Raw genomic sequence first — 21,389 nt, 5'->3', positions numbered from 1 at the left:
CTTACTTACATTTTCTTAAATTTTCCATTAACCACTTTTTAAACGCAGGTGCATTAATATCTACACAAACTTTTACATTGCTTTCTTGCTTCATATAACCTTTTAAATCTACTATTGTAGCTCCTTTTGTCAATCCGCCGTTCAATTCAACGTCTACGTAGGTATCTACAGTTGTAAATAAATCTGGTTTTAATAGATAGGCTACTGCACAACTATCATACATTTTTAGTCCGCTATTAAAGCTACCGCCTCTATATTTTTTGAATAAATGATAAATCATATTACCAGTATCATTCATTCCTTTCAGTACTTCACTATCTTCTGGATAAACCAAGGCTTTCATACCGACATCGAGTCCAGCCATCACGATTGGTAAGCCGCTTGAAAATACGATTTTCGCTGCTTCGGGATCAGCATAGATGTTAAACTCTGCCATAACAGAAGCGTTTCCGCGACCTGTCGAACCACCCATTAAGATAATTTCAGCTATGTTTTCTTTAACTTCAGGATAAAGTTTAAAAAGCAGAGCAATATTTGTTAAAGGGCCGATTGGAAGGAGCGTGATTTTCTCCTTACTACTCATAATTTCTTTATACATAGCATTTACGGCGTGCTCGTCCAATAATAAACTTTCATCAGGTTCTTCAAAGTTGTAGCCATCCATCCCTGTTTCACCGTGAATATCACTTGCATCAACTGGATCTACGATTAATGGCGTGGAGGCACCTTTGGCAACAGGGATTTCTTTATCAAAAAACTTTAGAAGTCGTAACATATTATAGGTTACTTTTTCAAGACTCACATTTCCATTAACAGTTGTAATTAAGCGGACATCCAGTTCCTCGCTAAATAATGCTATTGCTAATGCCACCGCATCATCAATTCCTGGATCTGTATCAATAATTATAGGTTTTTTATTCATATTCGTTCCTCCTCGTTTTTGCTTTTTCAATAAAGGTTATAATTTCCTTCCTATCGGGAATACCACCTTGGGCACCAAATCGTTCTACAGATAAAGCTGCTGCTGCATTAGCAAACAGAATTGATTGATCTAAATCTCCTGTTCTAGCTAACTCTGTTGCCAGAGCACCGTTAAAAGTATCTCCAGCCCCAGTTGTGTCTTTGACATTTACCTTAAATCCAGGTATAGTTTTCGGTTCTCCAGACTTTGATATGAATTCAACTCCATGCTCTCCTTTGGTTATAATCATTTTTTCTTTAATTGATTCTGTTAATGGCATTTCAGACAGTGATACAGATTCAACTTCATTTGGTGTTAGATACGTTACTTTTTCTAATATGTCTTCTGGTATAAATTGAAACGGTGCAGGATTGAGAATAACAGGTATTTTATGTTTATAAGCAAATTCAACAGTATATTGCACAGTTTCCATTGGTATTTCAAGTTGTAATAGAATAATGTCACTAGCTATAATTACGTCTTGAGCTTCATCAAGTATTTTGGGATTCACTTTTGAATTAGCACCTGGAGAAACAATAATTCGGTTGTCATTTTCCGAGACTGTTATTGCTGCAACTCCCGTAGAAATGTCTGGTACAATACTAATCCCTTTTTGGCTAATACCTTCTGATTTGAAATGTTCTAGAAGGGCTTTCCCAAAGGTATCGTTTCCAACTGCACCAATCATCGATACATCTGCCCCTAGTCTAGCGGATGTTACTGCCTGATTCGCCCCTTTTCCACCGGGAAAAGTTTCAAATCTCTCTCCTAATACAGTTTCACCTTTCTTAGGTATTTTTTTAGTTGTAGTCACTAAATCCATATTAATGCTTCCTATAACGCAAACGCGGGGATGACTGTTCATCATCTTAGCTCCTTTTCATGTTGATTCTCTAGTAGTTAATTTAACCTTGTGCTCTTCTGATTTAATAACTGTATTAGGATGTTCAATCTTTTGAATAAGTATCTCAGCTGCTCTTTTCCCAATACTATAAATCGGTTGTGCCATAGTAGTTAGAGAAGGAGATGTGATGTTTCCCAGCTCTATCCCGTCAAATCCAATAACGGATAACTCATTTGGTATCTTAATCTTTAACGATTCAGCAGCCTTTAACACACCAACACCCATTAAATCATTTGCTACAAAAATTCCGTCTATTTCAGGATTCCTCTTTAACAAATTCTTTGTTGCTTCAAAAGCTTCATTCACAGCATAATTTCCTACACATATGAAGTCACTATGGAACCATTCTTCATCCCTAACTTCGTCTAAATAACCTTTAAATCGTTCTCTGGCATTACTTATATTCTCAGGGCCAGAAACGTGAGCGATTCGTTTGCAGCCTTGATTTTTTAAATATTGAACTGCCTGTCTGGCTCCTTCATAGTTATTTACGGTAACAGAAATTAAATCGGGATTGATCTTTCGGTCAAGTGCTATCACTGGGACTTTCATATCTTTAACTTGATTTGTTGTCATCGTACTTGAAACTAGAATGATGCCATCAATAGATTTTTGCAAAAGAGCATTAAGGTAAGCTATTTCTTTATCATTCTGATTATCTGTATTACATAAAATAAATGTGTAGCCATGCTTATTGGAAATGTCTTCCACAGCTCGAGCTAATTCAGGGAAGAAGGGGTTCATAATGTCAGGAACAAACAAAGCAATCATCTTTGATTTACCTTTGAAAAGACTGCGGGCAACATCATTTGGACGATAGTTCAATTGCTCAATCGCCTGTCGAACTCTTTGCATGGTGCTTTCATTAACATAACCATTTTTATTTATCACTCGAGATACTGTTGCTACTGAAACATTTGCTAATTTAGCAACATCTCTAATAGTTGCCATAAGCATACTCCTTTTTAAGTAATATATGTAACGGGTTACATGCCGGATAAAAATAAAAAACGGAATGTGTAACCCGTTACATAAATAATAAAGCGATTTCATTATAAAGTCAATAGGAAATAAAAGATAATTTCATCATTTAATTGCTATAACAATGATTTTCTATATTAGATGTAATCAAAATGCGAGATTAAACAGTATAAAAAAGGTTTTGCAACCAAAACTAAAAAGAAAAGGAAGGGGAACCTCAGATTGAAATGGCATTTATTATGTTATGGAAGGCCATAATCATTATCGTTGGCGGAACATTTTTATTACGAATTGCAGGTAGAAAATCAATCTCCCAAATGACGCTCACACAAACTGTAATCATGATTGGAATTGGTTCATTACTTATACAGCCAATAGCAGGTGAAGATATATGGAGTACGTTACTCGTTGGGCTAATCCTTGTTTTGACATTGGTTGTAATGGAGTTTCTTCAAATCAAAGGGGATGTATTCGAAAAAATTATTACAGGTAAATCGAAAGTATTAATTAATAATGGTATCTTACAAGAACAGAATTTAAAAAAGTTAAGGGTGACAGTTGATCAGCTAGAAATGGAATTGCGCCAACAAGGTGTTCAACGATTGGATGATGTTCAATGGGCGACATTAGAACCGAATGGGCAGGTTGGATTAGTCTTGAAAGAAGATGTCCAGCCAGTGACAAAGAAGGAATTTAAGCAATTAACAGGCTTGATTGAGGACCTACAAAATCAGCTGCATCAACAAATACAGTACAATGAACAACCAAGACAATTAAATAGGGAACAACTATCACCCGAACAGCAAGAAACTATTTTTGCTGAATTACAAAAGAAGTCACATAAAAATACCCTACCTGAACATTTACGATAGTTGATGTCTTTCAAAGCAACCACTATAATAAGGCTATCTAATGTTGAAGGGACTGAATTATGCGCAGATGGCAATATTTTTTCATCCAACTGATTTAAAATTATTGGAGGTAAAAGTATTGAAAAAAGAACTATTCACGAAGAGGTTGCATTTACGTAAAATAAAAGTGTCCGATTCAGCAGCCTTATTTAACATCTGGACTGACGCAGATGTTACAAAATTCATGAACATTTCTCGTTTTACAAATGAAACACAGGCAAAAGAAATGATTGAATTACTCGATGAATTATCTCAGACAAACCAAGCGATCCGCTACATTATGATCGATTTAAAAACCTATGAAATTATTGGAACGTGTGGTTTTAATTCTATTGATTTCGAGAACGCCCGAGCAGAAATAGGGTATGATATTGCTAAAATCCATTGGGGGTTGGGCTATGCACCGGAAGGAATTCGGGCATTAATAAACCTTGCTTTTGGAAATTTACAGCTCAATAGAATAGAAGCAAAGGTAGAACCAGCAAATATAAATTCCATACACGTACTGCAAAAATTGAACTTCACATTTGAGGGGACATTAAGACAATACGAAAAATCAAAAGGAAACTTTGTTGATATCAATATATATTCACTGTTAAAAACAGATTTATCTTACGAATAATTATGGAAAAGTGGATTTGACATCTTCAAATCCACTTTTTTGCGCTTATTAATAAGCGGGTATTTATTTTATTGCGTCATACGCTCAAAAAATGCTTGCATTTTTTCCACATCCGTTACATGCTGATTACATTCTTGGCTATCCGCACAAATATAATTACTATGATTTTTGAACGTACCAGCGACTCGTCCTTTTACAGATGTAGTAAATAGATTAACATCGGATAGACGGTTACAAATGGAACATACCCCTTTAATTGTATTGGTAGAGAAAGTCCCCTTAATCGCTTTAAGTTGATCATCTTGTTCAATAATGACATATCTTCGGTGAGTCCCCAGATCATTCCAAGCCAAGTAACAAACCTGCTGGAAATCTATTTCTTCAAGCTTTGGCAACTTTAGCTTTTTTTCCTTTTTAAATAGGCTTTTCACTGCATTTGCAGTGACAGCTTTAAAAGGGACGACGTAAGGTTTTAATTGCTCTAAATAAGCTTCACCTTGTTCACGACTAGTCACATTGGAAACCTGCCTGATTAGCTGTTCTTCTGCCTCAGAAAGCATTAATGTTGCTGTAATATCACCATCAACAATATCACGAACAGCAGAGATGACATCTTTATCTTTCGTTGTTGCAAGTGCTTGTAGAATTTTATGCATTTGCTGCTCGATAAAATGATAGTTTGCGACTGTTAAAAACGGCTGAATTGTTTGTTTTTCCATTTGAAATCACTCCATTGTAGTAGGCTTTATATATAGGTATAGGCCTAAAGAGATCATTCATTATTTATCATCGTTTCCTAGACCTCTTTGACCTGTAAAGGTTGTGGTCTAGAGTAAGCATTACAAAAGAATGCGTCCATTTTGATGCCTCCTTGGAAAGAAAACTATTATTAGTATAGCATCTTTTCGAAATTTGTTGAATAAGAAGAAAGCTTAACTTCATTTGTAATATGATATATAGCTGACATTTACAAATTGAGCGCAAGACAAGGAAATATATTACTCGATTTATAACCCGTTATCATATTGAAATACTTCTTCAGTCTGAATTCCTGCCTTAAGCCTATATACAGCTGTATTAATAGAAAATAAGTCCACTCACACTAGTAATTCAATGATTAAAACAACTGTAATAACTTTTAATTGGATTAACATCGATAATTCAAACTCTCTTTACATTCATAGATTAGGATAGGAGTGTAACAAAATAAAACGAGGAGGTATTCAAAATGAAAAAGTGGAAGAAGCATGCTATTCCATCAATCGCTGTTGTAATGATTGGAACTGCAGCAACTGGTATGACTGTGTCGGCTGATTCGGATGATCGCTATGAGGAATTGCAGGAAGTCAATATAACGGTAGAGGAAAGTAAAGAGATTGCATTAACAAGAGTACCTGGAACGGTAGAAGAAGTTGAATTGGAAGATGAGGATGGCTACCTTTTCTATGAAGTGGAAGTAGATGCAAGAGATGGAAATGAATATGAGATCTTAATTGATGCAGAAACAGGAGATGTAATTGCTGTTGAGAGTGAAGACGAAGATGATCGTGACGATGATGACAACGGCGATGGAGACGACGAAGAAGATGACGATAATGAACATGATGATGATTAAGTTGCAGCGCTAAAAATTAAAGCTTTTCAGAAGTCCTCTATGTGGTAGAGGGCTTCTTGATGTGCCAATACATACATTAAATTTAAAATTTACAAGAAAATAATATTCATAATCTTTTATATTGGTTGAATAATCTCCTGCGTTCATTATAATAATAATGAGAGGCACCAATTCTAGTGCGTACAGTTTGATAGAAGAAAACCAAATACGAAAAATGGAGGCTGCTATGGGGAGATTAATTCATTTCGAAATTCATGTGGATGATATGGAAAGAGCGAAGAAGTTTTATGGTGAGGTATTCGGATGGACATTTGAAGATTGGAGTGACTATGCTGGGATGCCTTACTTCGGAGCAGTGACTGGCGATGATAATGAACTTGGTATTAATGGAGCTTTGATGCAGCGTCAAAGTGCTTCGCCAGAAATCAACCAGGCTTTGAATGCTTATGCTTGTACAATGGGTGTTGAAGATTATGATTCAACGGATACGAAAATTATTAATAATGGAGGCAAGGTAGCAAGGCCAAAGCATGCCCTTCCCGGTATGGCATGGCAAGGCTACTATCATGATACGGAGGGAAATATATTTGGAATCCATCAACCAGATGAGAATGCCAAGTAGCATCTATTCGTAATAACCCTAGTAAGCCTTTTGCTTTGTATGTAATGATACTGGGCAAAAGGCTTTTTTATTTACTGTATTTCTATCGATGTTGATCTACAAGGATCTGATTTCCGTCTGGATCTTCAATGGTGAAATGTGCAGGCCCTTCACTTGCCTCGTCGGCTTCGGTTGTCAATTTTATCCCTTTTTCCTTAAGCTGCTTCTGAAGCTCTCGGACGTCTGTAAATGAATCGAGATTTTTTGCATTTTGATCCCAACCAGGATTAAAGGTTAAAATATTCTTCTCAAACATGCCCTGAAAAAGTCCGATTACGCAATCTCCATTTTTCATAATAAGCCAATTTTGTGTAATATCCCCACCGAGTGTTTTAAATCCAAGATTCTCGTAAAAGGATTTTGATACTTGAATGTCTTTAACCGTTAAACTTACAGAAAATGCGCCTAGCTTCATACTTTTTCCTCCTCTTTTGTTCCTTAAATACATAGACGAAACCTTTTGATAATTTTAGTATAAGTGATTGATTTGAAACAAACAAGATTTACCAAATTACGAGAGAAAACGTACCAGGGGGGATCCTTAAAATCTTTATATGGACGTGTTATACTTCTAATAGCTGATTCTTAAATGAAAGAGTGGGTATCTTGATGACAATTATCAACAAGTTAAATTTAAATAAATACGTAAACATGGCTGTTCTTGGCGAGCCGGACGATTATGCTATTTTTGATGGATACAAAACGACATTGGCTGGAGAACATGATGCGATTTTTGTCTTTGTAGAAACAATTGACGAGATGGTAGAGCATACACGATGTATCATTAAAGAAGAGCAATTACTCGAAAAAGGCTACTTGTTTTTTGCGTATCCGAAAAAGGGAAATAAGCGCTATGAAAGCTTTGTGCATCGGGATGAAATCTTTCCTGCTTTGAAAGTGGACGAAGATGGATATGCGGAAAACAGCGATTTGAAATTTTCTCGGATGGTAAGTATGGATGATGTGTTTACTGTTGTAGGGTTAAAACGAGACAAAAAGAGCACTAAAAAGACTTCTGCTGCAAGTCAGTGTGTAGCAGATTATAAGGATAATGTGAAAGACATAGAAAGAATTTTAGGAGATTATCCAAATGAACTCCAGTTTTACAAGGGGTTAACCCCGGGTTATCAAAAAGATTGGGCTCGCTATATCTTTTCTACGAAGCAACAGAAAACACGGGATAAACGCCAAGCGCAAATGGTTGATATCTTATCTCAAGGGTATAAGTCGATTGATTTATTTCGATTGAAAAAGAATTAGGAATAGGGGACAGTGGATCTGTCCCCGCTGTCCATTTAGCCATTATTCTAATCATCAGCCTCAATTAGAAAGGTTTTTTCATCAAAGCCTCCACGTTTAGCTGCTTTATCAGCCCGGATTTGTTCTAATTCATCAAAAGAAGCTCCGTGTATACCTAGAAGGGAATGGACTAATTCCAAAATATCCGCCAGTTCTTCCAACTCTTCTTCCTTCGTTGAAGCACTCTGATATTCTCCTACTTCCTCACTTAATTTTTTCTTGAGTTCAAGAATATAACGATCATGATTTAGTGTTTCTGTTTTTAGGTCCTTGCCAGCGTTTTTTAAGATTTCAGGGATTCGGTCTCGAACTAGTTTGTTGTATGTTGGCATGTGAGCACTCCTTTGTTAGTTTAATATTTTTACCTGGGGACTTTCCCTTAACACGTCGCTCTGCATACTGGAAATTGATCAATTTCAACTGTACGTTTTGAGGAATTGTAAATCACTGCTAGATTCATTAATTATTGCATTCCCTTTCATTTTAATTACAAAACTTTAGGGTGAATTTAAGATAATTATAGAAGTTTGCCAGTATGGAAAGGGGATAACTAGAGGGAGGGTGTCCATGAACAAGAAATGGGGACAGGTAAACGGACCCTGCCCCCTTCATATATTACAGCTTGGAACAATCTATACCCAACTGACTCTGCTATAAATTAAATAGATTTGGTAAGAACAGGGAAAGCTGCGGAATAAAGGTTACAAGTAACAATACGATAATGACAGCCACAAAGTATGGAATTAATGTTCCAATAACTTGTTCAATTCTTACGTTCGCTACAGATGCTCCAACAAATAAGGCACTGCCAACAGGTGGTGTCATATTACCAATACAAAGGGCGAAGCATAGAATCATTCCAAAATGAACAGGATCCATTCCGAACGTTTCTGCAACCGGCAAAAAGATAGGAGTAAAGATCAGTACTGCTGGCGTAATATCCATAAAGGTCCCTACTAAAAGCAGAATTAGAATCATAATTAAGAGAATCCCAATTTGATTTTCTGTTATGGATAATAATGCGTTACTAATAGCCTCTGGTAAGCCTAAATACGACATGACAAGTGAGAATAAAGCAGATGACGTAATAAGGAAAAGAATCATCCCCGTTATTTCAATGGTTTCCTTTAGTATAGCTGGGATATCCCTCCATTTCAGCCCCTTATAAATAATTGCTAGTATCGTGGAATAGAGAACGGCAACTGCTGCGCCTTCTGTAGCGGTGAATATTCCGGCAACTATACCACCAATTACAATGACAATTAAAAAGAGACTAGGGATAGCGCTACCAATTATATATAAAATATCTTTAATGCTAGGTAATGTAGAAACAGGGTAATTTTCTTTTTTTGCCATGAAATAGGCAACAATCATAACTGCTATACCCCATAGAATACCTGGGATGTACCCAGCCATAAATAATGCAGCAACTGAAGTTCCGCCACTGACGAGTGAATAAACAATTACGACAGAGCTTGGTGGAATAATCAACCCTGTTGGAGCGGATGCGATATTAACAGCTGCTGAGTATGTCTTCTTGTATCCTTGCTTTTCTTGCATTGGACCCATAATCCGTCCCATTGCCGCTGCGGCTGCCACACTAGAACCAGCGATGGAGCCGAATAGCATATTCCCAACAGCATTCGTATGTGCTAAAGATCCAGGCAACTTACCTACTAATACTTTAGCAAAGTTCACGAGACGAAATGCAATCCCACCGTTATTCATAATAATCCCAGCTAATACAAATAGAGGGATTGCCAGCATTGTAAAGTTATCAATTCCAGTAATCATTCGTTGGGCAGATGTCATTAATGCGACGTCAAAAGGCAGCACAGTGAAAAAAGTGATGACAGAACTTAATATAATCGCAATTGCGATGGGAGCTCCAACTAATAATAAAAGAATAAAACTTATAAAAAGAATCGTACCTGCAATCGCCATCATTATACTCCCACCTCCTGATTCTCCTTGATTTTATTGGTTAACATACCATGGATCGTGTAAAAGATGATAAATAAGCCACTTAATGGTAACGACATGTAAACAAATGCCATTGAAATCCCCGTTGCCGGAGCAGTTTGGGCAATAGTAAGCATGACGACTTTAATTCCACCATAAACCATAAGGATAGATGCAACCAATATAACTAGTGTGTCCGTTATTCTTTCGATAGAGATTTGCGTTTTAGCAGCAAATTTTTCTCTAAAGAAGAGAATAGCAATATGTTTTTTAGCTCCAAATACATAGGAAGCAGCTAATAGTCCAAACCAGATAAGCATAAATCTCGTTATTTCCTCGGTAGCTGGGGAAGGAATGCTGAGTACATACCTTGCTACCACTTGCCAAATCGAAAGCACAACCATGGCAATGATTAACAGAGAGGAGAGGCTTAGTAAGAGCTTGTCGACCCATTTTTTTGCTTTATTCATCTTGTTTCGCCTCCTGTATTAATTGGTAAATTTCCTTTGTCTTTTCGTCCTTAGCAAACTGTTCGTGAAGCGGTTGCACAGCATCGATAAATGGGGTTTTATCCACTTCAATAAAATTAACACCCATTTCATCCTTTGCTATCTCTGTTTGTTCTTCAATGGTTTTTGCCCATACATCTTCATGATATAGCGTGGATTCCTGAGCAGCTTCTTTAATAACCTGTTGATGGTCATCGGATAATTGATTAAATTTAGTTGCATTCATGATAAACATGTCAGGTACAATTTGATGGCCAGTATACATAAAGTATTTTGCAACCTCACCATGGTTGTTTCCTACTAATGCGGTTTCATTATTTTCAGCTGCATCGATAACACCAGATTGTATAGCGGTATACACTTCACCATAATCCATTGCTGTTGGGATCCCGCCAAAAGCATTAATCATTTGAACGCTCGTTTGACTGGGTTGTACCCGCACTTTCAGACCTCTCATGTCGTTCACATCATGTACTTCTCTATCTTTCGTATAAAGGTGTCTTTGTCCTGCATTATAATAAGTTAACGCGATAAAGCCTATATCTTCTGTTTGGTTATACAATTTATCTGTTACTTTTTCATTATTCATGACTTTTTCATAGGTCTCGTAATCTTCAAAGATATATGGAAGGCTAAAAATCGAATAATCGGATTCAAACCCTTCTAATTGACTTGCGCTCACTTTCGCTAAATCAACCGCACCGGTTTGTGTTAATTCAATTACTTCTCGTTCACTGCCTAATTGCGCATTTGGGTAAATTTTTACCTTTATTTCCTCGCTGGATTTTTCTTCTACAAGTCTCGCAAATTCTGCTAGCGATAAATGGACGGGGTGTTCAAGCGGTAAGTTATGCGCTAGTTTCAGTTCAATAGCTTTAGTTTGATCAGAATCACCTTGACATCCTGCAAGTATAAACAATAGTAATACTGTAAATAACGTAATGACAGATTTCTTCACCATATACCCTCCCTGGATTTTTTCGTGTTGTTTGTGTTCTAATGAACGGTTTTCTCACGCTTTTCTCACGCTTTTATTGGTTGAGATTACGAAAGCGATAACATTTATAGTTTAGCGCTTACATCTAGTAGGTTAAATTACCCCTGTCGTGATGTTCGCTAATAGTTTGACAACCAAACAAACTATACAACCATGATACTTGTATATTCGAAATAATTCAACCATGTCTCCTCAGGAGATAATAATGAAAATTTATTCCCAACAGGAGATATCTGCGTGCGTCTTTTTAATGGATTGGTTAGACAAAAAAAGACTTGGATATTCCAAGTCTTTAATTATTCAATCTAATTTTCTTAGGCTGCGCTTTCTTTCCTCTTACTCTTTTGCTTCACCTGCCCCTTCAAAGAAAAATAACTGCCAATCCGCATGATCTTCTCAAACGGTCCCGTTCTAAAGCATTTCATGTAAAGCTGGCTGAAAACAATTTGCAAAACGAAAATAACGAAGGCTAACAGAATGCCCAGGAAAACTCCCATCTTCGCAAAGAGCCCTAGTCCATATCCATAAAAAATAGCTGTACAGATAATACTTTGTGTTAGGTAATTTGTAAGAGATAATTGCCCGACTTTTTCAAAGGAGGACAGGAATTTCCCTGCTTCCTTTGTATAAAGAATCGCAAAGCCGAAAATATAACCAAGCGCTAAGAAGATTGCCCCGATACTGTAAGCACCTTCCGTCCAACTAGGATCATGGATAATATAATGGGAGCTCTTGAGCAATAAACCTGTTATTCCAAACCCCATTGCACCTCGAATATACCATTTTCTCTCCTGTTTTGGATTCGTAAACCAATTGCGCTTTGCGGCGTACATTCCAAGTAACGTAAGTGGCGCAATTAAAAGGGGAGTGAGAACAAGCATTAGCACATAAAAGAATTCCGGTAAATCAAAAGGCAATTCTCCGCTTTGTCGAAATGCGAGTGCATCGGCATAACGATCGCTTGAATAAACCTCCGTTTCCTCCAGGATATAAGATTCCATGAGTTGTATGTCTTTTTCCGTTTGTTCAATCTCACCGAATCCCATGAGAGAGGTTAAGACGAATAGCACAATCGCCCAAACGAGCAAGGTTTTCTTTTTCCGATTTATAAAAAGTAGCATTAAAAAGCCGATCAAACTATACGCCAGCAGGATATCTCCTTCCCAAATGAAAATGGAATGGAACAGCCCAAACGCAAAGAATAGGAGAAACCGTCGTACGAGATGTCTTTTTACTTTTAACTGATTTCTTTCTAGCTTTTCTTTTAGCTTAATCAAGGAATAGCCAAATAAAAACATGAAAATAGGCAGGAAGCTTCCTTCTATAAAAATCTTTGTCCACACATAGGCTACCGTATCGGGTGAAGATAGTTGAAAATGCTCAGGACTATCCTTGCCAAATATCCCATATTGGAAAATCAGCATATTCGCGATCAGAATTCCGAGTAAACTAAAACCTCTTAATCCATCAATTGTACTTATTCTTCGTTTCATGCACGTACTTCCTCTCTGTTCGTTATACATTTAAGGTATCAGTCTTAAATATCCCGTAATTGAACAGAATCTTAACAATTTATAACGTATTCCTTAATATTGTTCAACTAATCGTAAACTTTCCGTGGTAGAATGTCGTTGAGGTGGAAAATATGGGAAATGAGACACATATTTTAATTGTGGATGATGAAAAAGCCATCGTAAAAATGTTGGAGTTAATGTTAAGAAAAGAAGGATTTGAACATATATATACCGCTTTTACAGGAAAGGAAGCATTATCCTTTGTTGCGGAGCATCCTATTGACATTATTATTTTGGACGTGATGCTTCCAGATGGCAGTGGATTTGATCTCAGTCCAAAAATGAGAGAGCTAACGAGCGCGTATATTCTCTTTCTGACGGCACGAGTTTCTGACTTGGATGTCCTTACCGGTTTTGCAACGGGTGGAGACGACTATGTAACAAAGCCATTTAATCCATTGGAGGTAGCAGCAAGAATCAAGGCGCATCTTAGAAGAACTGAATCTCATCCAAAGGCAGAAAAAAATACAATGCCAACCAAGCGGTATGATTTTGGTCGCTTTGTACTGGATGAACAAGCAGGGGAGCTAATCGTGAATGAAAAAGTTGTGTCCTGCCCGACACAGGTATATTTGCTATTACTTTACCTTTGTAAACATCCGAATCGAGTTTTTTCAAAGTCAGCACTACTCGATGCAGTATGGGGGTTCGACCACTATGTCGATGAAAATACAGTGTCTGTACATATTAGAAGAATCAGAGAGAGAATTGAAGAAAATCCAAGTAAGCCAACCTATTTAACAACGGTTCGAGGATTAGGATACAAGCTAGTGAAGGAACATGTTAGATGAAAAAGCTTAGAAGACGTCTGTTTATGCATTTTTCCATTCAATTTATTTCGATTGCCATTTTAATGGTAATTGTTGTTGCAATTACATTAGTACTTACCATTGGATTGATGACAGAGGATCAAGCTGGACATAATTATTATTATACAATGCTTGAAGAAATTTCCATGCTGGATGCTGGTGAATCATTTCGAGACTTGGAAATGCGTGAGGGGTGGAGTGAAGGGCTTGATGAAGATATTTGGGTGCAGATCATTAATAAACAAGGTGACGTAATTGATGCTGGAAATGTACCGAATGATTTCCCGGATCATTATAGTATGCATGATTTACTGCTCATGAAAGAAAACGAATCCTATAAGGGGTATGAGCTAACCTTTTATTTGGAGACGTTTTATGAGACGGATTATTTATTTGTTTTGGGGCATGAACCGGAATCAGGCATCTCACTGGATGAACTTGTTGAGACATATAACGATAATGGGACGATCGCCAAGCAGGACACTGCTGCAGTAAATGAAAAGTTATTAGAGGTCGAAGGAACCCTTGAGATTTATGGGAGTAATGGGGAACAGAGAATATCGCTTGGGGAAGCAGAACGTGAAGAGGAATTACCGTTAGATGCTTTTAAACGAGGTATATCTCCAGATATGTATTCGACCAAGCAGCAGACATATCGTGATGCCGAGACAGGTGATTTATGGGTTCTGTATACACCAAATGTGCATAAAGGAGAAATCAATCTAAAAACGTATCAAGCAACATTAATCGGTCTGCTTATTACGGCAGCAATTGTACTGCTTATTACAATTGTAATTTCCATTTGGAATGGTTTCAGATATGGGAATCCATTATTGGTTTTTGCAAACTGGCTAGGCAGAATGGGAAATGGCCAATATGATGAGGTTTTAACAGAGCGTGAGAAGAAGCACATTTTTAGGAAAAATGGAAAGATCAAGTGGCGTTACAGGTTGTATCGAGAAGTCTTCTATGCCTTTTATGATATGGCACAAAAGCTTGATGCTTCGAAAAAAGAACGCGAGCAATTGGAAAAGACGAGAGAGGAATGGATGGCAGGCATTTCCCATGACCTGCGTACCCCACTTACGACAATGGAAGGATATGGGAGATTATTAGAAAGTGGAGAATACGAGTGGTCCCAGCAAGAGCTAAAGGATATTGGAAAAACAATCTATGAAAAAAGTGATTATATGGTAAAGCTGATTGAAGACTTTACCCTTAGCTTCCAACTGAAGAATAATGCTGCACTTGTTTCACTCCAAACGGTGGAGATTAATTCGTTTTTGGAGAAGGTAATAAGAAAATTTACCAATGACATCACGTTCCAGGAATATTCCATTTCGTTTAAGCCATTGAAATCGAATCGAGTTGTACAAATGAATGAACGATTGTTTGAGCGAATGATCGATAACTTAATTTATAATGCGATGAAGCATAACCCGCCAGGAACCTCCGTCGTAATTCGCGTAGATGAAACAGCAAATAATCAAGAGCTTAAAATTAGGGTGATTGATAATGGTCTAGGTATGGATGAGGAGACGAAGGAGAATTTATTTAGTCGGTACTATCGTGGAACGAATACAGAAGAGAGTATGGAAGGTACTGGTCTTGGTATGAGCATTGCATTGCAAATTGCAAAGCTGCATCAAGGTTCAATTCTTGTGGAATCTGAAGAAAATACAGGAACTATTGTAACGGTGGTATTTTCCCAGGTAGAAGTACCAGACAAGAGGGCAGTTTCATAGTGAAAAAGAAAGCGAGGGGAGAAGATTGAAGGAGATTGGAAAACATATCATAAAGCGGGTAAGGAAAGGAAATGTTAAAGCGTTTGAAAAGCTTGTTCAGCACTACCAGCAATCGGTTTATAATCTCTGTATCTTGTTGATGGGCAACGAGGAGAAAGCTGAAGAGATTGCCAATGAGACATTTCTGTACGTTTATGCTCACATGGATGATTATTTTACTGAGGATAAAAAATTTTCAATATGGTTATATCAATCAATGGTTTGTCTAACACAAGAACAATTTATGGAAGGCTTTAGTACGGGCGAAGTGAATTCTGCTAAAGGTATTCTCCCCTTGCTGCAGCACGTTCCTTTTAACAAACGGGTGGCTGTCATTCTAGAGACTTGGTATCACTTATCTGACCAGGAGATTAGTGAAGTTCTCCATACTACTAAATCCGAAGTGCGTACCTCTATTTATCAGGCGAGAGAGAAGCTGAGCGAAGCATTAAAGAGTATGGATTCTACTGAAAAAGAGAACGTATTATTTCGTATTGGGTAGAGATTGTTGAAGTTAAAGTATGAAGTTTCCGAGAAAAAGGCTCGTAACCCTAGCTAGATGAAGGTTACGGCCTTTTGTACGTTTTGCCTGTTAAATAAATTGAATTCCTTAAATAAAGTAAAACCCAAATCCCATAATCACATACGCTGCAAGTAAGGCAAGTCCATCAAACCAATTGGAATCCCCGTCATTGGATAACGTAATCATTAATAACACAGCTGTCACCATACTGATTAATTCCGGCCATGTGAAAACGAGTGGCATGGGCGTGGGAAAGAACAGGGATAGCAAAACAAGAATCGGCAAAACAAACATGGCGACTTGGAGGGTGGAGCCAACGGCAATTTCGACCGCAACATCCATTTTATTTTTATACGCCATGATAATTGCTGAGGCATGCTCTGCAGCATTTCCAACAATCGCAACAATAATAATCCCAATAAATAATTCGGACCAGCCAAATGTCGCTCCGACGATATCAAATGTGGACACTAAATGTTCCGAAACATAAGCAACGGCAACTGTTGCAAGTGCCAGAATTACGATTGCTTTTGTTTTCCCCCATTCTGGTTCTTCCTCATGAACGACTTCACTTTGTGTTTCATCTGCTTGGTAAACCCCGCGGTGGGTGACAAATTTAAATAACAATGCCGCCAAATAGAGGACGATTAAAATAATGGAAATCCCAACACTTAAAACCATTGTGTCTTTCTCATTCATCGTATGTGTAAACACCTCAGGAATTACAAAGGCGACAATGACTGCAAAGATTAACAGCCCTGCATTATGACGTGCTTCGTAGATATTAAAGGATTGCCGTTTATATTTCAGACCACCAACAAAGAAAGATAGCCCACCGACAAGCAGTAAGTTACCTAATACAGAGCCTGTTAACGAAGCGAGCACAATTCCAATAAGCCCGGCTTTTAATGCGAAAATAGAAATAATAAGTTCAACTGCATTTCCAAAGGTTGCATTTAGCAGACCACCAGCTCTTGGCCCTAAAACAATTGCCAGGCTCTCGGTGGCACGGCCGATAAAGCCAGCTAAGGCAACAATTGTCAAACAATAAATGATAAACATCATGATGGCAGACCAATGAAAGATCGAGCCAATGATAGAAAGTGGTATTCCAAGGACAACGAAAATCGCAAATAATTTATTTATGTTGAAGACCTCCGTTTCTTTATTTAGATAATTATAGATTACCCGTATTTATTGGAATTTATTTCTGAAAAGGTTTTAGGGAAAACGGAGATAGTGTATGGCTTTGAATGATAATGAATAAGGGGGATAAGGAGGATGATATTTATAGCAAGAAGAAGAGAGAACCCAAATGGATTTTAATACCTTAGCTTAGGACTAGGGGAGTGTAATATTAACTGTGTAAGTAAGAATGCGTACGGTTCTTGCTTACACATTTTTTTAATTTTGATAGAATGGAATTAAATTGATAGGAGGTTATGTAATGACGAAGTCAAAGCGAGACCCGAAATCAGTTAAGTTGGCAAATAAAATTATTGAAGACTATCAACCAGAGTCAGTTGAAGATATGCAAAATGCACTCAAAGATATATTTGGTCCTATGTTTGAAACAATGTTAAAGGGCGAGATGAATAACCACTTAGGATACGATTCGAATGATAAAGGAGAAAAAGAAACCGAAAACAGACGCAATGGGTATGGAAAGAAAACGATCAAAACAGCTTCAGGAGAAGTAGATATTAATATGCCCCGTGACCGTGACGGTTCCTTTAATTCTGAACTGATACCGAAGCGTAAGAAGGATGTTTCTGCCATTGAGGGTAAAGTGATCTCCATGTATGCACGTGGGATGTCGCAGCGTGATATTTCATCAACGATTGAAGATATTTATGGTTTTTCAGTATCTCATGAAATGATATCCGATATTACGGATCAAGTGCTTCCTGAACTGGAGGATTGGCAAACCAGACCGTTAAGTGACTGTTATGCATTTGTTTTCGTAGATTGCATGTATACAACCATCCGCAATCAATATGAGGCGAAGAAATATGCTGTCTATACGATTCTGGGTTACACAATGGAAGGGAATAAAGAAATCCTTGGCTTATGGTTAAATGAAACGGAAAGCAAACACAAATGGATGCAGATTTTCGATGAAATCAAGGCGAGAGGTGTCGAAGACATTTTCTTTATATCCATGGATGGTGTGAGTGGTTTGGAAGAAGGAGCACGTGCGATTTTCCCTGACGTAATCGTTCAACGATGCATGGTTCATTTGATTCGTAACTCCGTCAAATATGTTCCCAGCAAGGATTATAAAACATTCACCAAAGCCTTAAAGAAAGTTTATGGTGCGCCAAGCCACAAGGCTTGCCTAAGTGCCTTTGAATCCTTTCAACAGCAATGGGCTGCTTATCCAGGGGCAATTGATGTTTGGACAAGAAACTTCCACCATGTCGAGCAGCTTTATGATTATGGAAGTGCCATTCGTAAAGTTATGTACACCACCAACGCAGTTGAAAGCATCCATTCCAGCTTCAGAAAAGTAACCAAAAAAGGAGCATTCCCTAACGAGAACGCTCTACTAAAAGTATTATTTTTACGAGTCAAAGAACTCGAAACCAAATGGGAAGGTGGCCATATCCAAAACTGGGCAATGGTTATGAACCAACTACTTCTCCATGGAAATCTAAAAGAGAGGGCTTTAAAATATCTTGAGTAAGTTTAGAACTTACACACTTTATTTGACAAACCCAGGACTAGTGACAGTGTTTGACCTGTTTTTACGCTATAGGGAATCTGATATATTACAGCTTTTACAATATCAACCATCGGGCTTTCTTGGTAAAATACTGGCACTATCTACAAAGAATAAATATCCTCTAGAATTGATCTGACTGTAGCGAGCTCAAGTCTAGCGCTTGTTGAATCTTCTTCCAGAACTGCAGCGATTAGAATGTTGATGCTTATATGCAGTTCCTCATACTCACCTTCATCACCTAGCAGCTGTATTTTCCATCTATTTTTTTTGTACATCTTTTTTAACTCATCTGTTTGGACCGCAATCTTGTCCCAATTTGATTGGTCTATTTCCTGTTCAATCTGATCAATGTGGTTAAAGAAATAATCTCCTCCGACTTGATTGGTGCAGCCAGCTAGCAGAATAGCTAAAAATGCTAATAGGATTTTTATCTTTTTCATACCTAATTGCCCCTCCGTATTTGATGAATGGTTATACATAGATTGCCCATAATACGAATATATATTTGAATTTTAGAAAGGCGGGAGATTGGATCATGCCTGAGGTCGTCTTGATTCTTATTCGGTCAATAGTTGCTTTCTTTTTATTATTACTAATGACTAGGGTTATGGGAAAGAAGCAAATTTCACAGCTTACTTTTTTTGATTATTGTGTTGGAATAACGATTGGTTCAATAGCTGCAACCCTGTCAATTGATCAAAACGTTAAAATTGTGAACGGACTAGTGTCCTTAACGATTTGGGGGTTATTTCCAATTATTTTAGCCTATGTTGGTATGAAATCAATAATCTTTTCTAATATTACAGACGGTAAAGCAACTATCTTAATACAGAACGGGGAGATATTGCATAAGAATTTAAAAAAGAATTTGCTAACAGTCAATGAATTATTATTGCTATTAAGAGAAAAAGGCACTTTTAAAGTATCAGATGTAGAGATGGCAGTTTTTGAAACAAATGGTCAGCTAAGTGTATTGTTGAAAACAAACCAACAGCCAGTTACACCCCAAATACTAGGAATTCCACTGGAAAAGGAGCATGGTCCCACCATCTTGATAATGGATGGAAAGATATTAAAAAAGAGCTTGGAGAATCTTGGCTATTCAAAGGAATGGTTAGAAGGAGAAGTACAGAAGCAAGGAGCCAAAAGTATTAAGGATGTCTTTTTAGCTCAAATAGATTCGCGGGGCAATATGTATGTGGATTTGAGGATCAATATAGAAGACCTGTTGTAGAAGAGAGGCCGCTTGTGGCTGCAACGCTCAAAAAGATCCAGGCAGATTTGGAGAGTTTTTCTCTGGAAACAGATAATCCTGAAGCGAAGAAGCTATACGCTCAACAGGCATCAGAGCTAAAAAAAACCTTGGATACGATTTTGCCTTATTTGAAGTAGGAGGGACTGTTTATAGAAGGCAGGTGCACGATACATAGCGGGACTAGTACTGGTTTCTCCGTTCTATATACTGTTGGCGTATAAGTCTTTAGGTGTGATAAATTCTAGGGTGTTTTTAATAATGTCAGAATACGGTAAAATAATCTAAAAGGCAAAAGGGGAGGGAAACTACTTGAATCAAAAAGACTGGAATATTCTATCGATGATCAAAACGGAGGGGAATATTTCAAACGCCGCAAAGAAATTATTTATGACTCAGCCAGCAGTAACAGTAAGAATTAAAAAAATGGAAAAGGAATTAAACGTCAATATTATCTACCGAATGAATCGCGGGGCGCAGTTAACACCGCAGGGAGAGTATCTAGCAGAGCAAGGAATCGAATACTTGAAACAAGTAGAAGAAGTGAAGAACGTTTTATCGAGTATGCGGGAACCAATTGTTGGTACGTTAAAGCTTGGTGTTGCAAATTTTATGACAAGGTATAAGCTTCCAGAACTCTTACAGCAATTCAAGGAAAAGCATCCACTTGTCCAATTTAATGTCACGAGTGGGTTTAGTCGCGATGTCTTCAAAATGATGCAGGAAGGAGATGTCCATATTAGTTTTGTCAGAGGGGATTATGCGTGGAAGGGGATCAAGCATTTACTATTTGAGGAACCAGTATGTATCGCATCGATGGATGAAATTCGTTTAGAAGATCTCCCAAACCTGCCTCGGATTGAATATAAAACCGATTATAAGCTAAAAGAATTGATTAATACGTGGTGGATGGAAAATTATACGGCAGGAGCCCATATTCATATGGTTGTTGGACAAACCGATATATGCAGAGAAATGCTGAAGCAAGGGTTAGGATACGCTATTTTGCCAAAGCTGGTAGTGCAGGATATTCCTGATCTTTATAAAGTAGACTTGATTGATAAAAATGATGCCCCGATTGGTCGCTCTTCTTGGATGCTTTACAAAGAGGAGTCGTTTGAATTGAATATCGTAAGGGCGTTTGTGGAGTTTATCAATGAAGTAGATTTTCAGGAATCGATTTAAATCTCTTTTTGGATCGAATCTGCTGCATTGTATTTATAGTATTCGTGTTATGCCTTTTCTTTATGCATATTTATAAAAAATCGATACTTCATTTATGATTACGTTTACATTAAAC

The 21,389-nt window shown here is 37.5% G+C and carries 24 protein-coding genes; 12 read left to right on the top strand and 12 right to left on the bottom strand.

The features are described from left to right. Window position 1: 1 nt before the first annotated feature. Genes rihC through NST46_RS05820 form a run of 3 tightly spaced genes read right to left on the bottom strand, consistent with a single transcriptional unit; the run spans window position 2 to window position 2,816 of the window. Entirely contained in the window at window positions 2–922 is a 921-nt protein-coding gene (gene rihC, locus NST46_RS05830) for a ribonucleoside hydrolase RihC (protein WP_095310270.1), read from the bottom strand. Further along, the gene (gene rbsK, locus NST46_RS05825; RefSeq protein WP_095310272.1) at window positions 915–1,826 is read right to left on the bottom strand and encodes a ribokinase; all 912 of its coding nucleotides are present in this window, start codon (window positions 1,824–1,826) and stop codon (window positions 915–917) included. The genes rihC and rbsK overlap by 8 nt, the downstream gene beginning before the upstream one ends. Before the next feature lie 15 nt (window positions 1,827–1,841). After that, window positions 1,842–2,816, bottom strand: coding sequence for a LacI family DNA-binding transcriptional regulator (locus tag NST46_RS05820; RefSeq protein WP_095310274.1), 975 nt, complete (start codon window positions 2,814–2,816; stop codon window positions 1,842–1,844). A gap of 257 nt (window positions 2,817–3,073) precedes the next feature. On the opposite strand from NST46_RS05820, the gene NST46_RS05815 reads away from it, so the two are divergent. Both NST46_RS05815 and NST46_RS05810 read left to right on the top strand, forming a co-directional pair. Continuing rightward, the gene (locus NST46_RS05815; protein WP_341136887.1) at window positions 3,074–3,718 is read left to right on the top strand and encodes a DUF421 domain-containing protein; all 645 of its coding nucleotides are present in this window, start codon (window positions 3,074–3,076) and stop codon (window positions 3,716–3,718) included. A 118-nt stretch (window positions 3,719–3,836) separates the two neighbouring features. Then, window positions 3,837–4,379 carry a GNAT family N-acetyltransferase gene (locus NST46_RS05810; RefSeq protein ID WP_095310331.1) on the top strand — a complete coding sequence of 181 codons (543 nt, stop codon included), beginning with the start codon at window positions 3,837–3,839 and terminating at the stop codon, window positions 4,377–4,379. Window positions 4,380–4,447: 68 nt separating this feature from the next. Here NST46_RS05810 and NST46_RS05805 read toward each other — a convergent pair whose 3' ends face one another. Next, the gene (locus NST46_RS05805; RefSeq protein ID WP_095310276.1) at window positions 4,448–5,098 is read right to left on the bottom strand and encodes a FusB/FusC family EF-G-binding protein; all 651 of its coding nucleotides are present in this window, start codon (window positions 5,096–5,098) and stop codon (window positions 4,448–4,450) included. Between the two features lie 509 nt (window positions 5,099–5,607). On the opposite strand from NST46_RS05805, the gene NST46_RS05800 reads away from it, so the two are divergent. Together NST46_RS05800 and NST46_RS05795 are read left to right on the top strand one after the other, a co-directional pair. After that, a complete protein-coding gene (locus NST46_RS05800; RefSeq protein ID WP_118888278.1) occupies window positions 5,608–5,994 on the top strand; it encodes a PepSY domain-containing protein in 387 nt (128 codons plus the stop codon). Between the two features lie 226 nt (window positions 5,995–6,220). Next, window positions 6,221–6,616 carry a VOC family protein gene (locus NST46_RS05795; protein ID WP_095310280.1) on the top strand — a complete coding sequence of 132 codons (396 nt, stop codon included), beginning with the start codon at window positions 6,221–6,223 and terminating at the stop codon, window positions 6,614–6,616. Between the two features lie 82 nt (window positions 6,617–6,698). On the opposite strand, the gene NST46_RS05790 is transcribed toward NST46_RS05795, so the two are convergent. Beyond that, window positions 6,699–7,070, bottom strand: coding sequence for a VOC family protein (locus tag NST46_RS05790; RefSeq protein ID WP_118888279.1), 372 nt, complete (start codon window positions 7,068–7,070; stop codon window positions 6,699–6,701). Between the two features lie 194 nt (window positions 7,071–7,264). Here NST46_RS05790 and NST46_RS05785 point away from each other — a divergent pair, with 194 nt between their 5' ends. Continuing rightward, window positions 7,265–7,915, top strand: coding sequence for a YdeI/OmpD-associated family protein (locus tag NST46_RS05785; protein ID WP_118888280.1), 651 nt, complete (start codon window positions 7,265–7,267; stop codon window positions 7,913–7,915). 47 nt (window positions 7,916–7,962) lie between these two features. Here the strand turns inward: NST46_RS05785 and NST46_RS05780 are convergent, their stop codons facing one another. From NST46_RS05780 to NST46_RS05760, 5 genes are all read right to left on the bottom strand, one after another. After that, window positions 7,963–8,286, bottom strand: a complete 324-nt coding sequence (locus NST46_RS05780; protein WP_095310284.1) for a nucleoside triphosphate pyrophosphohydrolase — start codon at window positions 8,284–8,286, stop codon at window positions 7,963–7,965. A 319-nt stretch (window positions 8,287–8,605) separates the two neighbouring features. Continuing rightward, window positions 8,606–9,901 (bottom strand): TRAP transporter large permease, encoded by a 1,296-nt coding sequence (locus NST46_RS05775; RefSeq protein WP_118888281.1) that lies wholly within the window; start codon window positions 9,899–9,901, stop codon window positions 8,606–8,608. Then, window positions 9,901–10,386: a TRAP transporter small permease gene (locus NST46_RS05770; protein WP_118888282.1), complete on the bottom strand. Its 486-nt coding sequence runs from the start codon at window positions 10,384–10,386 to the stop codon at window positions 9,901–9,903. Before NST46_RS05770 ends, NST46_RS05775 begins: the two co-directional genes overlap by 1 nt. After that, the gene (locus tag NST46_RS05765; RefSeq protein WP_095310291.1) at window positions 10,379–11,386 is read right to left on the bottom strand and encodes a TRAP transporter substrate-binding protein; all 1,008 of its coding nucleotides are present in this window, start codon (window positions 11,384–11,386) and stop codon (window positions 10,379–10,381) included. Before NST46_RS05765 ends, NST46_RS05770 begins: the two co-directional genes overlap by 8 nt. Before the next feature lie 350 nt (window positions 11,387–11,736). Beyond that, window positions 11,737–12,915 carry a DUF418 domain-containing protein gene (locus NST46_RS05760; protein WP_303447047.1) on the bottom strand — a complete coding sequence of 393 codons (1,179 nt, stop codon included), beginning with the start codon at window positions 12,913–12,915 and terminating at the stop codon, window positions 11,737–11,739. Between the two features lie 152 nt (window positions 12,916–13,067). On the opposite strand from NST46_RS05760, the gene NST46_RS05755 reads away from it, so the two are divergent. From NST46_RS05755 to NST46_RS05745, 3 genes are read left to right on the top strand one after another with little or no spacing between them, the layout of a single operon-like run. After that, a complete protein-coding gene (locus tag NST46_RS05755; RefSeq protein ID WP_251659905.1) occupies window positions 13,068–13,787 on the top strand; it encodes a response regulator transcription factor in 720 nt (239 codons plus the stop codon). Beyond that, window positions 13,784–15,550, top strand: coding sequence for a sensor histidine kinase (locus tag NST46_RS05750; RefSeq protein ID WP_303447045.1), 1,767 nt, complete (start codon window positions 13,784–13,786; stop codon window positions 15,548–15,550). Before NST46_RS05755 ends, NST46_RS05750 begins: the two co-directional genes overlap by 4 nt. A 25-nt stretch (window positions 15,551–15,575) precedes the next feature. Beyond that, on the top strand, window positions 15,576–16,091 hold the full coding sequence (locus NST46_RS05745; RefSeq protein WP_095310298.1) for an RNA polymerase sigma factor: 516 nt from the start codon (window positions 15,576–15,578) through the stop codon (window positions 16,089–16,091). 108 nt (window positions 16,092–16,199) lie between these two features. On the opposite strand, the gene cax is transcribed toward NST46_RS05745, so the two are convergent. Further along, window positions 16,200–17,297 (bottom strand): calcium/proton exchanger, encoded by a 1,098-nt coding sequence (gene cax, locus NST46_RS05740; RefSeq protein ID WP_118888286.1) that lies wholly within the window; start codon window positions 17,295–17,297, stop codon window positions 16,200–16,202. Window positions 17,298–17,559: 262 nt separating this feature from the next. Between cax and NST46_RS05735 the strand changes: the two genes are divergently transcribed. Beyond that, window positions 17,560–18,798, top strand: a complete 1,239-nt coding sequence (locus NST46_RS05735; protein ID WP_251661683.1) for an IS256 family transposase — start codon at window positions 17,560–17,562, stop codon at window positions 18,796–18,798. A gap of 140 nt (window positions 18,799–18,938) precedes the next feature. On the opposite strand, the gene NST46_RS05730 is transcribed toward NST46_RS05735, so the two are convergent. Next, on the bottom strand, window positions 18,939–19,277 hold the full coding sequence (locus NST46_RS05730) for a DUF4363 family protein (protein ID WP_158586181.1): 339 nt from the start codon (window positions 19,275–19,277) through the stop codon (window positions 18,939–18,941). 95 nt (window positions 19,278–19,372) lie between these two features. Between NST46_RS05730 and NST46_RS05725 the strand changes: the two genes are divergently transcribed. The 3 genes from NST46_RS05725 (at window position 19,373) to NST46_RS05715 (ending at window position 21,274) form a co-directional block, all read left to right on the top strand. Continuing rightward, window positions 19,373–20,071 (top strand): DUF421 domain-containing protein, encoded by a 699-nt coding sequence (locus NST46_RS05725; protein WP_341136886.1) that lies wholly within the window; start codon window positions 19,373–19,375, stop codon window positions 20,069–20,071. 14 nt (window positions 20,072–20,085) lie between these two features. After that, window positions 20,086–20,229: a DUF1657 domain-containing protein gene (locus NST46_RS05720; RefSeq protein ID WP_341136885.1), complete on the top strand. Its 144-nt coding sequence runs from the start codon at window positions 20,086–20,088 to the stop codon at window positions 20,227–20,229. A 172-nt stretch (window positions 20,230–20,401) separates the two neighbouring features. Next, a complete protein-coding gene (locus NST46_RS05715) occupies window positions 20,402–21,274 on the top strand; it encodes a LysR family transcriptional regulator (protein ID WP_341136884.1) in 873 nt (290 codons plus the stop codon). The last annotated feature ends 115 nt before the right edge of the window (window positions 21,275–21,389 follow it).

Source organism: Oceanobacillus sp. FSL W7-1309 (assembly GCF_038002145.1).
Taxonomy (GTDB): Bacteria; Bacillota; Bacilli; order Bacillales; family Amphibacillaceae; genus Oceanobacillus; species Oceanobacillus profundus.
The sequence above is the reverse complement of the archived record's forward strand: the minus strand, read 5'-3'. Positions and strand labels throughout refer to the sequence as shown.

Bases quoted from the DNA above. Each gene is read 5' to 3' on its own strand.
- rihC (WP_095310270.1), bottom strand. From the start codon at position 922: ATGAATAAAAAACCTATAATTATTGATACAGATCCAGGAATTGATGAT.
- rbsK (WP_095310272.1), bottom strand. From the start codon at position 1,826: ATGAACAGTCATCCCCGCGTTTGCGTTATAGGAAGCATTAATATGGAT.
- NST46_RS05820 (WP_095310274.1), bottom strand. From the start codon at position 2,816: ATGGCAACTATTAGAGATGTTGCTAAATTAGCAAATGTTTCAGTAGCA.
- NST46_RS05815 (WP_341136887.1), top strand. From the start codon at position 3,074: ATGGCATTTATTATGTTATGGAAGGCCATAATCATTATCGTTGGCGGA.
- NST46_RS05805 (WP_095310276.1), bottom strand. From the start codon at position 5,098: ATGGAAAAACAAACAATTCAGCCGTTTTTAACAGTCGCAAACTATCAT.
- NST46_RS05800 (WP_118888278.1), top strand. From the start codon at position 5,608: ATGAAAAAGTGGAAGAAGCATGCTATTCCATCAATCGCTGTTGTAATG.
- NST46_RS05795 (WP_095310280.1), top strand. From the start codon at position 6,221: ATGGGGAGATTAATTCATTTCGAAATTCATGTGGATGATATGGAAAGA.
- NST46_RS05790 (WP_118888279.1), bottom strand. From the start codon at position 7,070: ATGAAGCTAGGCGCATTTTCTGTAAGTTTAACGGTTAAAGACATTCAA.
- NST46_RS05785 (WP_118888280.1), top strand. From the start codon at position 7,265: ATGACAATTATCAACAAGTTAAATTTAAATAAATACGTAAACATGGCT.
- NST46_RS05780 (WP_095310284.1), bottom strand. From the start codon at position 8,286: ATGCCAACATACAACAAACTAGTTCGAGACCGAATCCCTGAAATCTTA.
- NST46_RS05775 (WP_118888281.1), bottom strand. From the start codon at position 9,901: ATGATGGCGATTGCAGGTACGATTCTTTTTATAAGTTTTATTCTTTTA.
- NST46_RS05770 (WP_118888282.1), bottom strand. From the start codon at position 10,386: ATGAATAAAGCAAAAAAATGGGTCGACAAGCTCTTACTAAGCCTCTCC.
- NST46_RS05765 (WP_095310291.1), bottom strand. From the start codon at position 11,386: ATGGTGAAGAAATCTGTCATTACGTTATTTACAGTATTACTATTGTTT.
- NST46_RS05760 (WP_303447047.1), bottom strand. From the start codon at position 12,915: ATGAAACGAAGAATAAGTACAATTGATGGATTAAGAGGTTTTAGTTTA.
- NST46_RS05755 (WP_251659905.1), top strand. From the start codon at position 13,068: ATGGGAAATGAGACACATATTTTAATTGTGGATGATGAAAAAGCCATC.
- NST46_RS05750 (WP_303447045.1), top strand. From the start codon at position 13,784: ATGAAAAAGCTTAGAAGACGTCTGTTTATGCATTTTTCCATTCAATTT.
- NST46_RS05735 (WP_251661683.1), top strand. From the start codon at position 17,560: ATGACGAAGTCAAAGCGAGACCCGAAATCAGTTAAGTTGGCAAATAAA.
- NST46_RS05730 (WP_158586181.1), bottom strand. From the start codon at position 19,277: ATGAAAAAGATAAAAATCCTATTAGCATTTTTAGCTATTCTGCTAGCT.
- NST46_RS05725 (WP_341136886.1), top strand. From the start codon at position 19,373: ATGCCTGAGGTCGTCTTGATTCTTATTCGGTCAATAGTTGCTTTCTTT.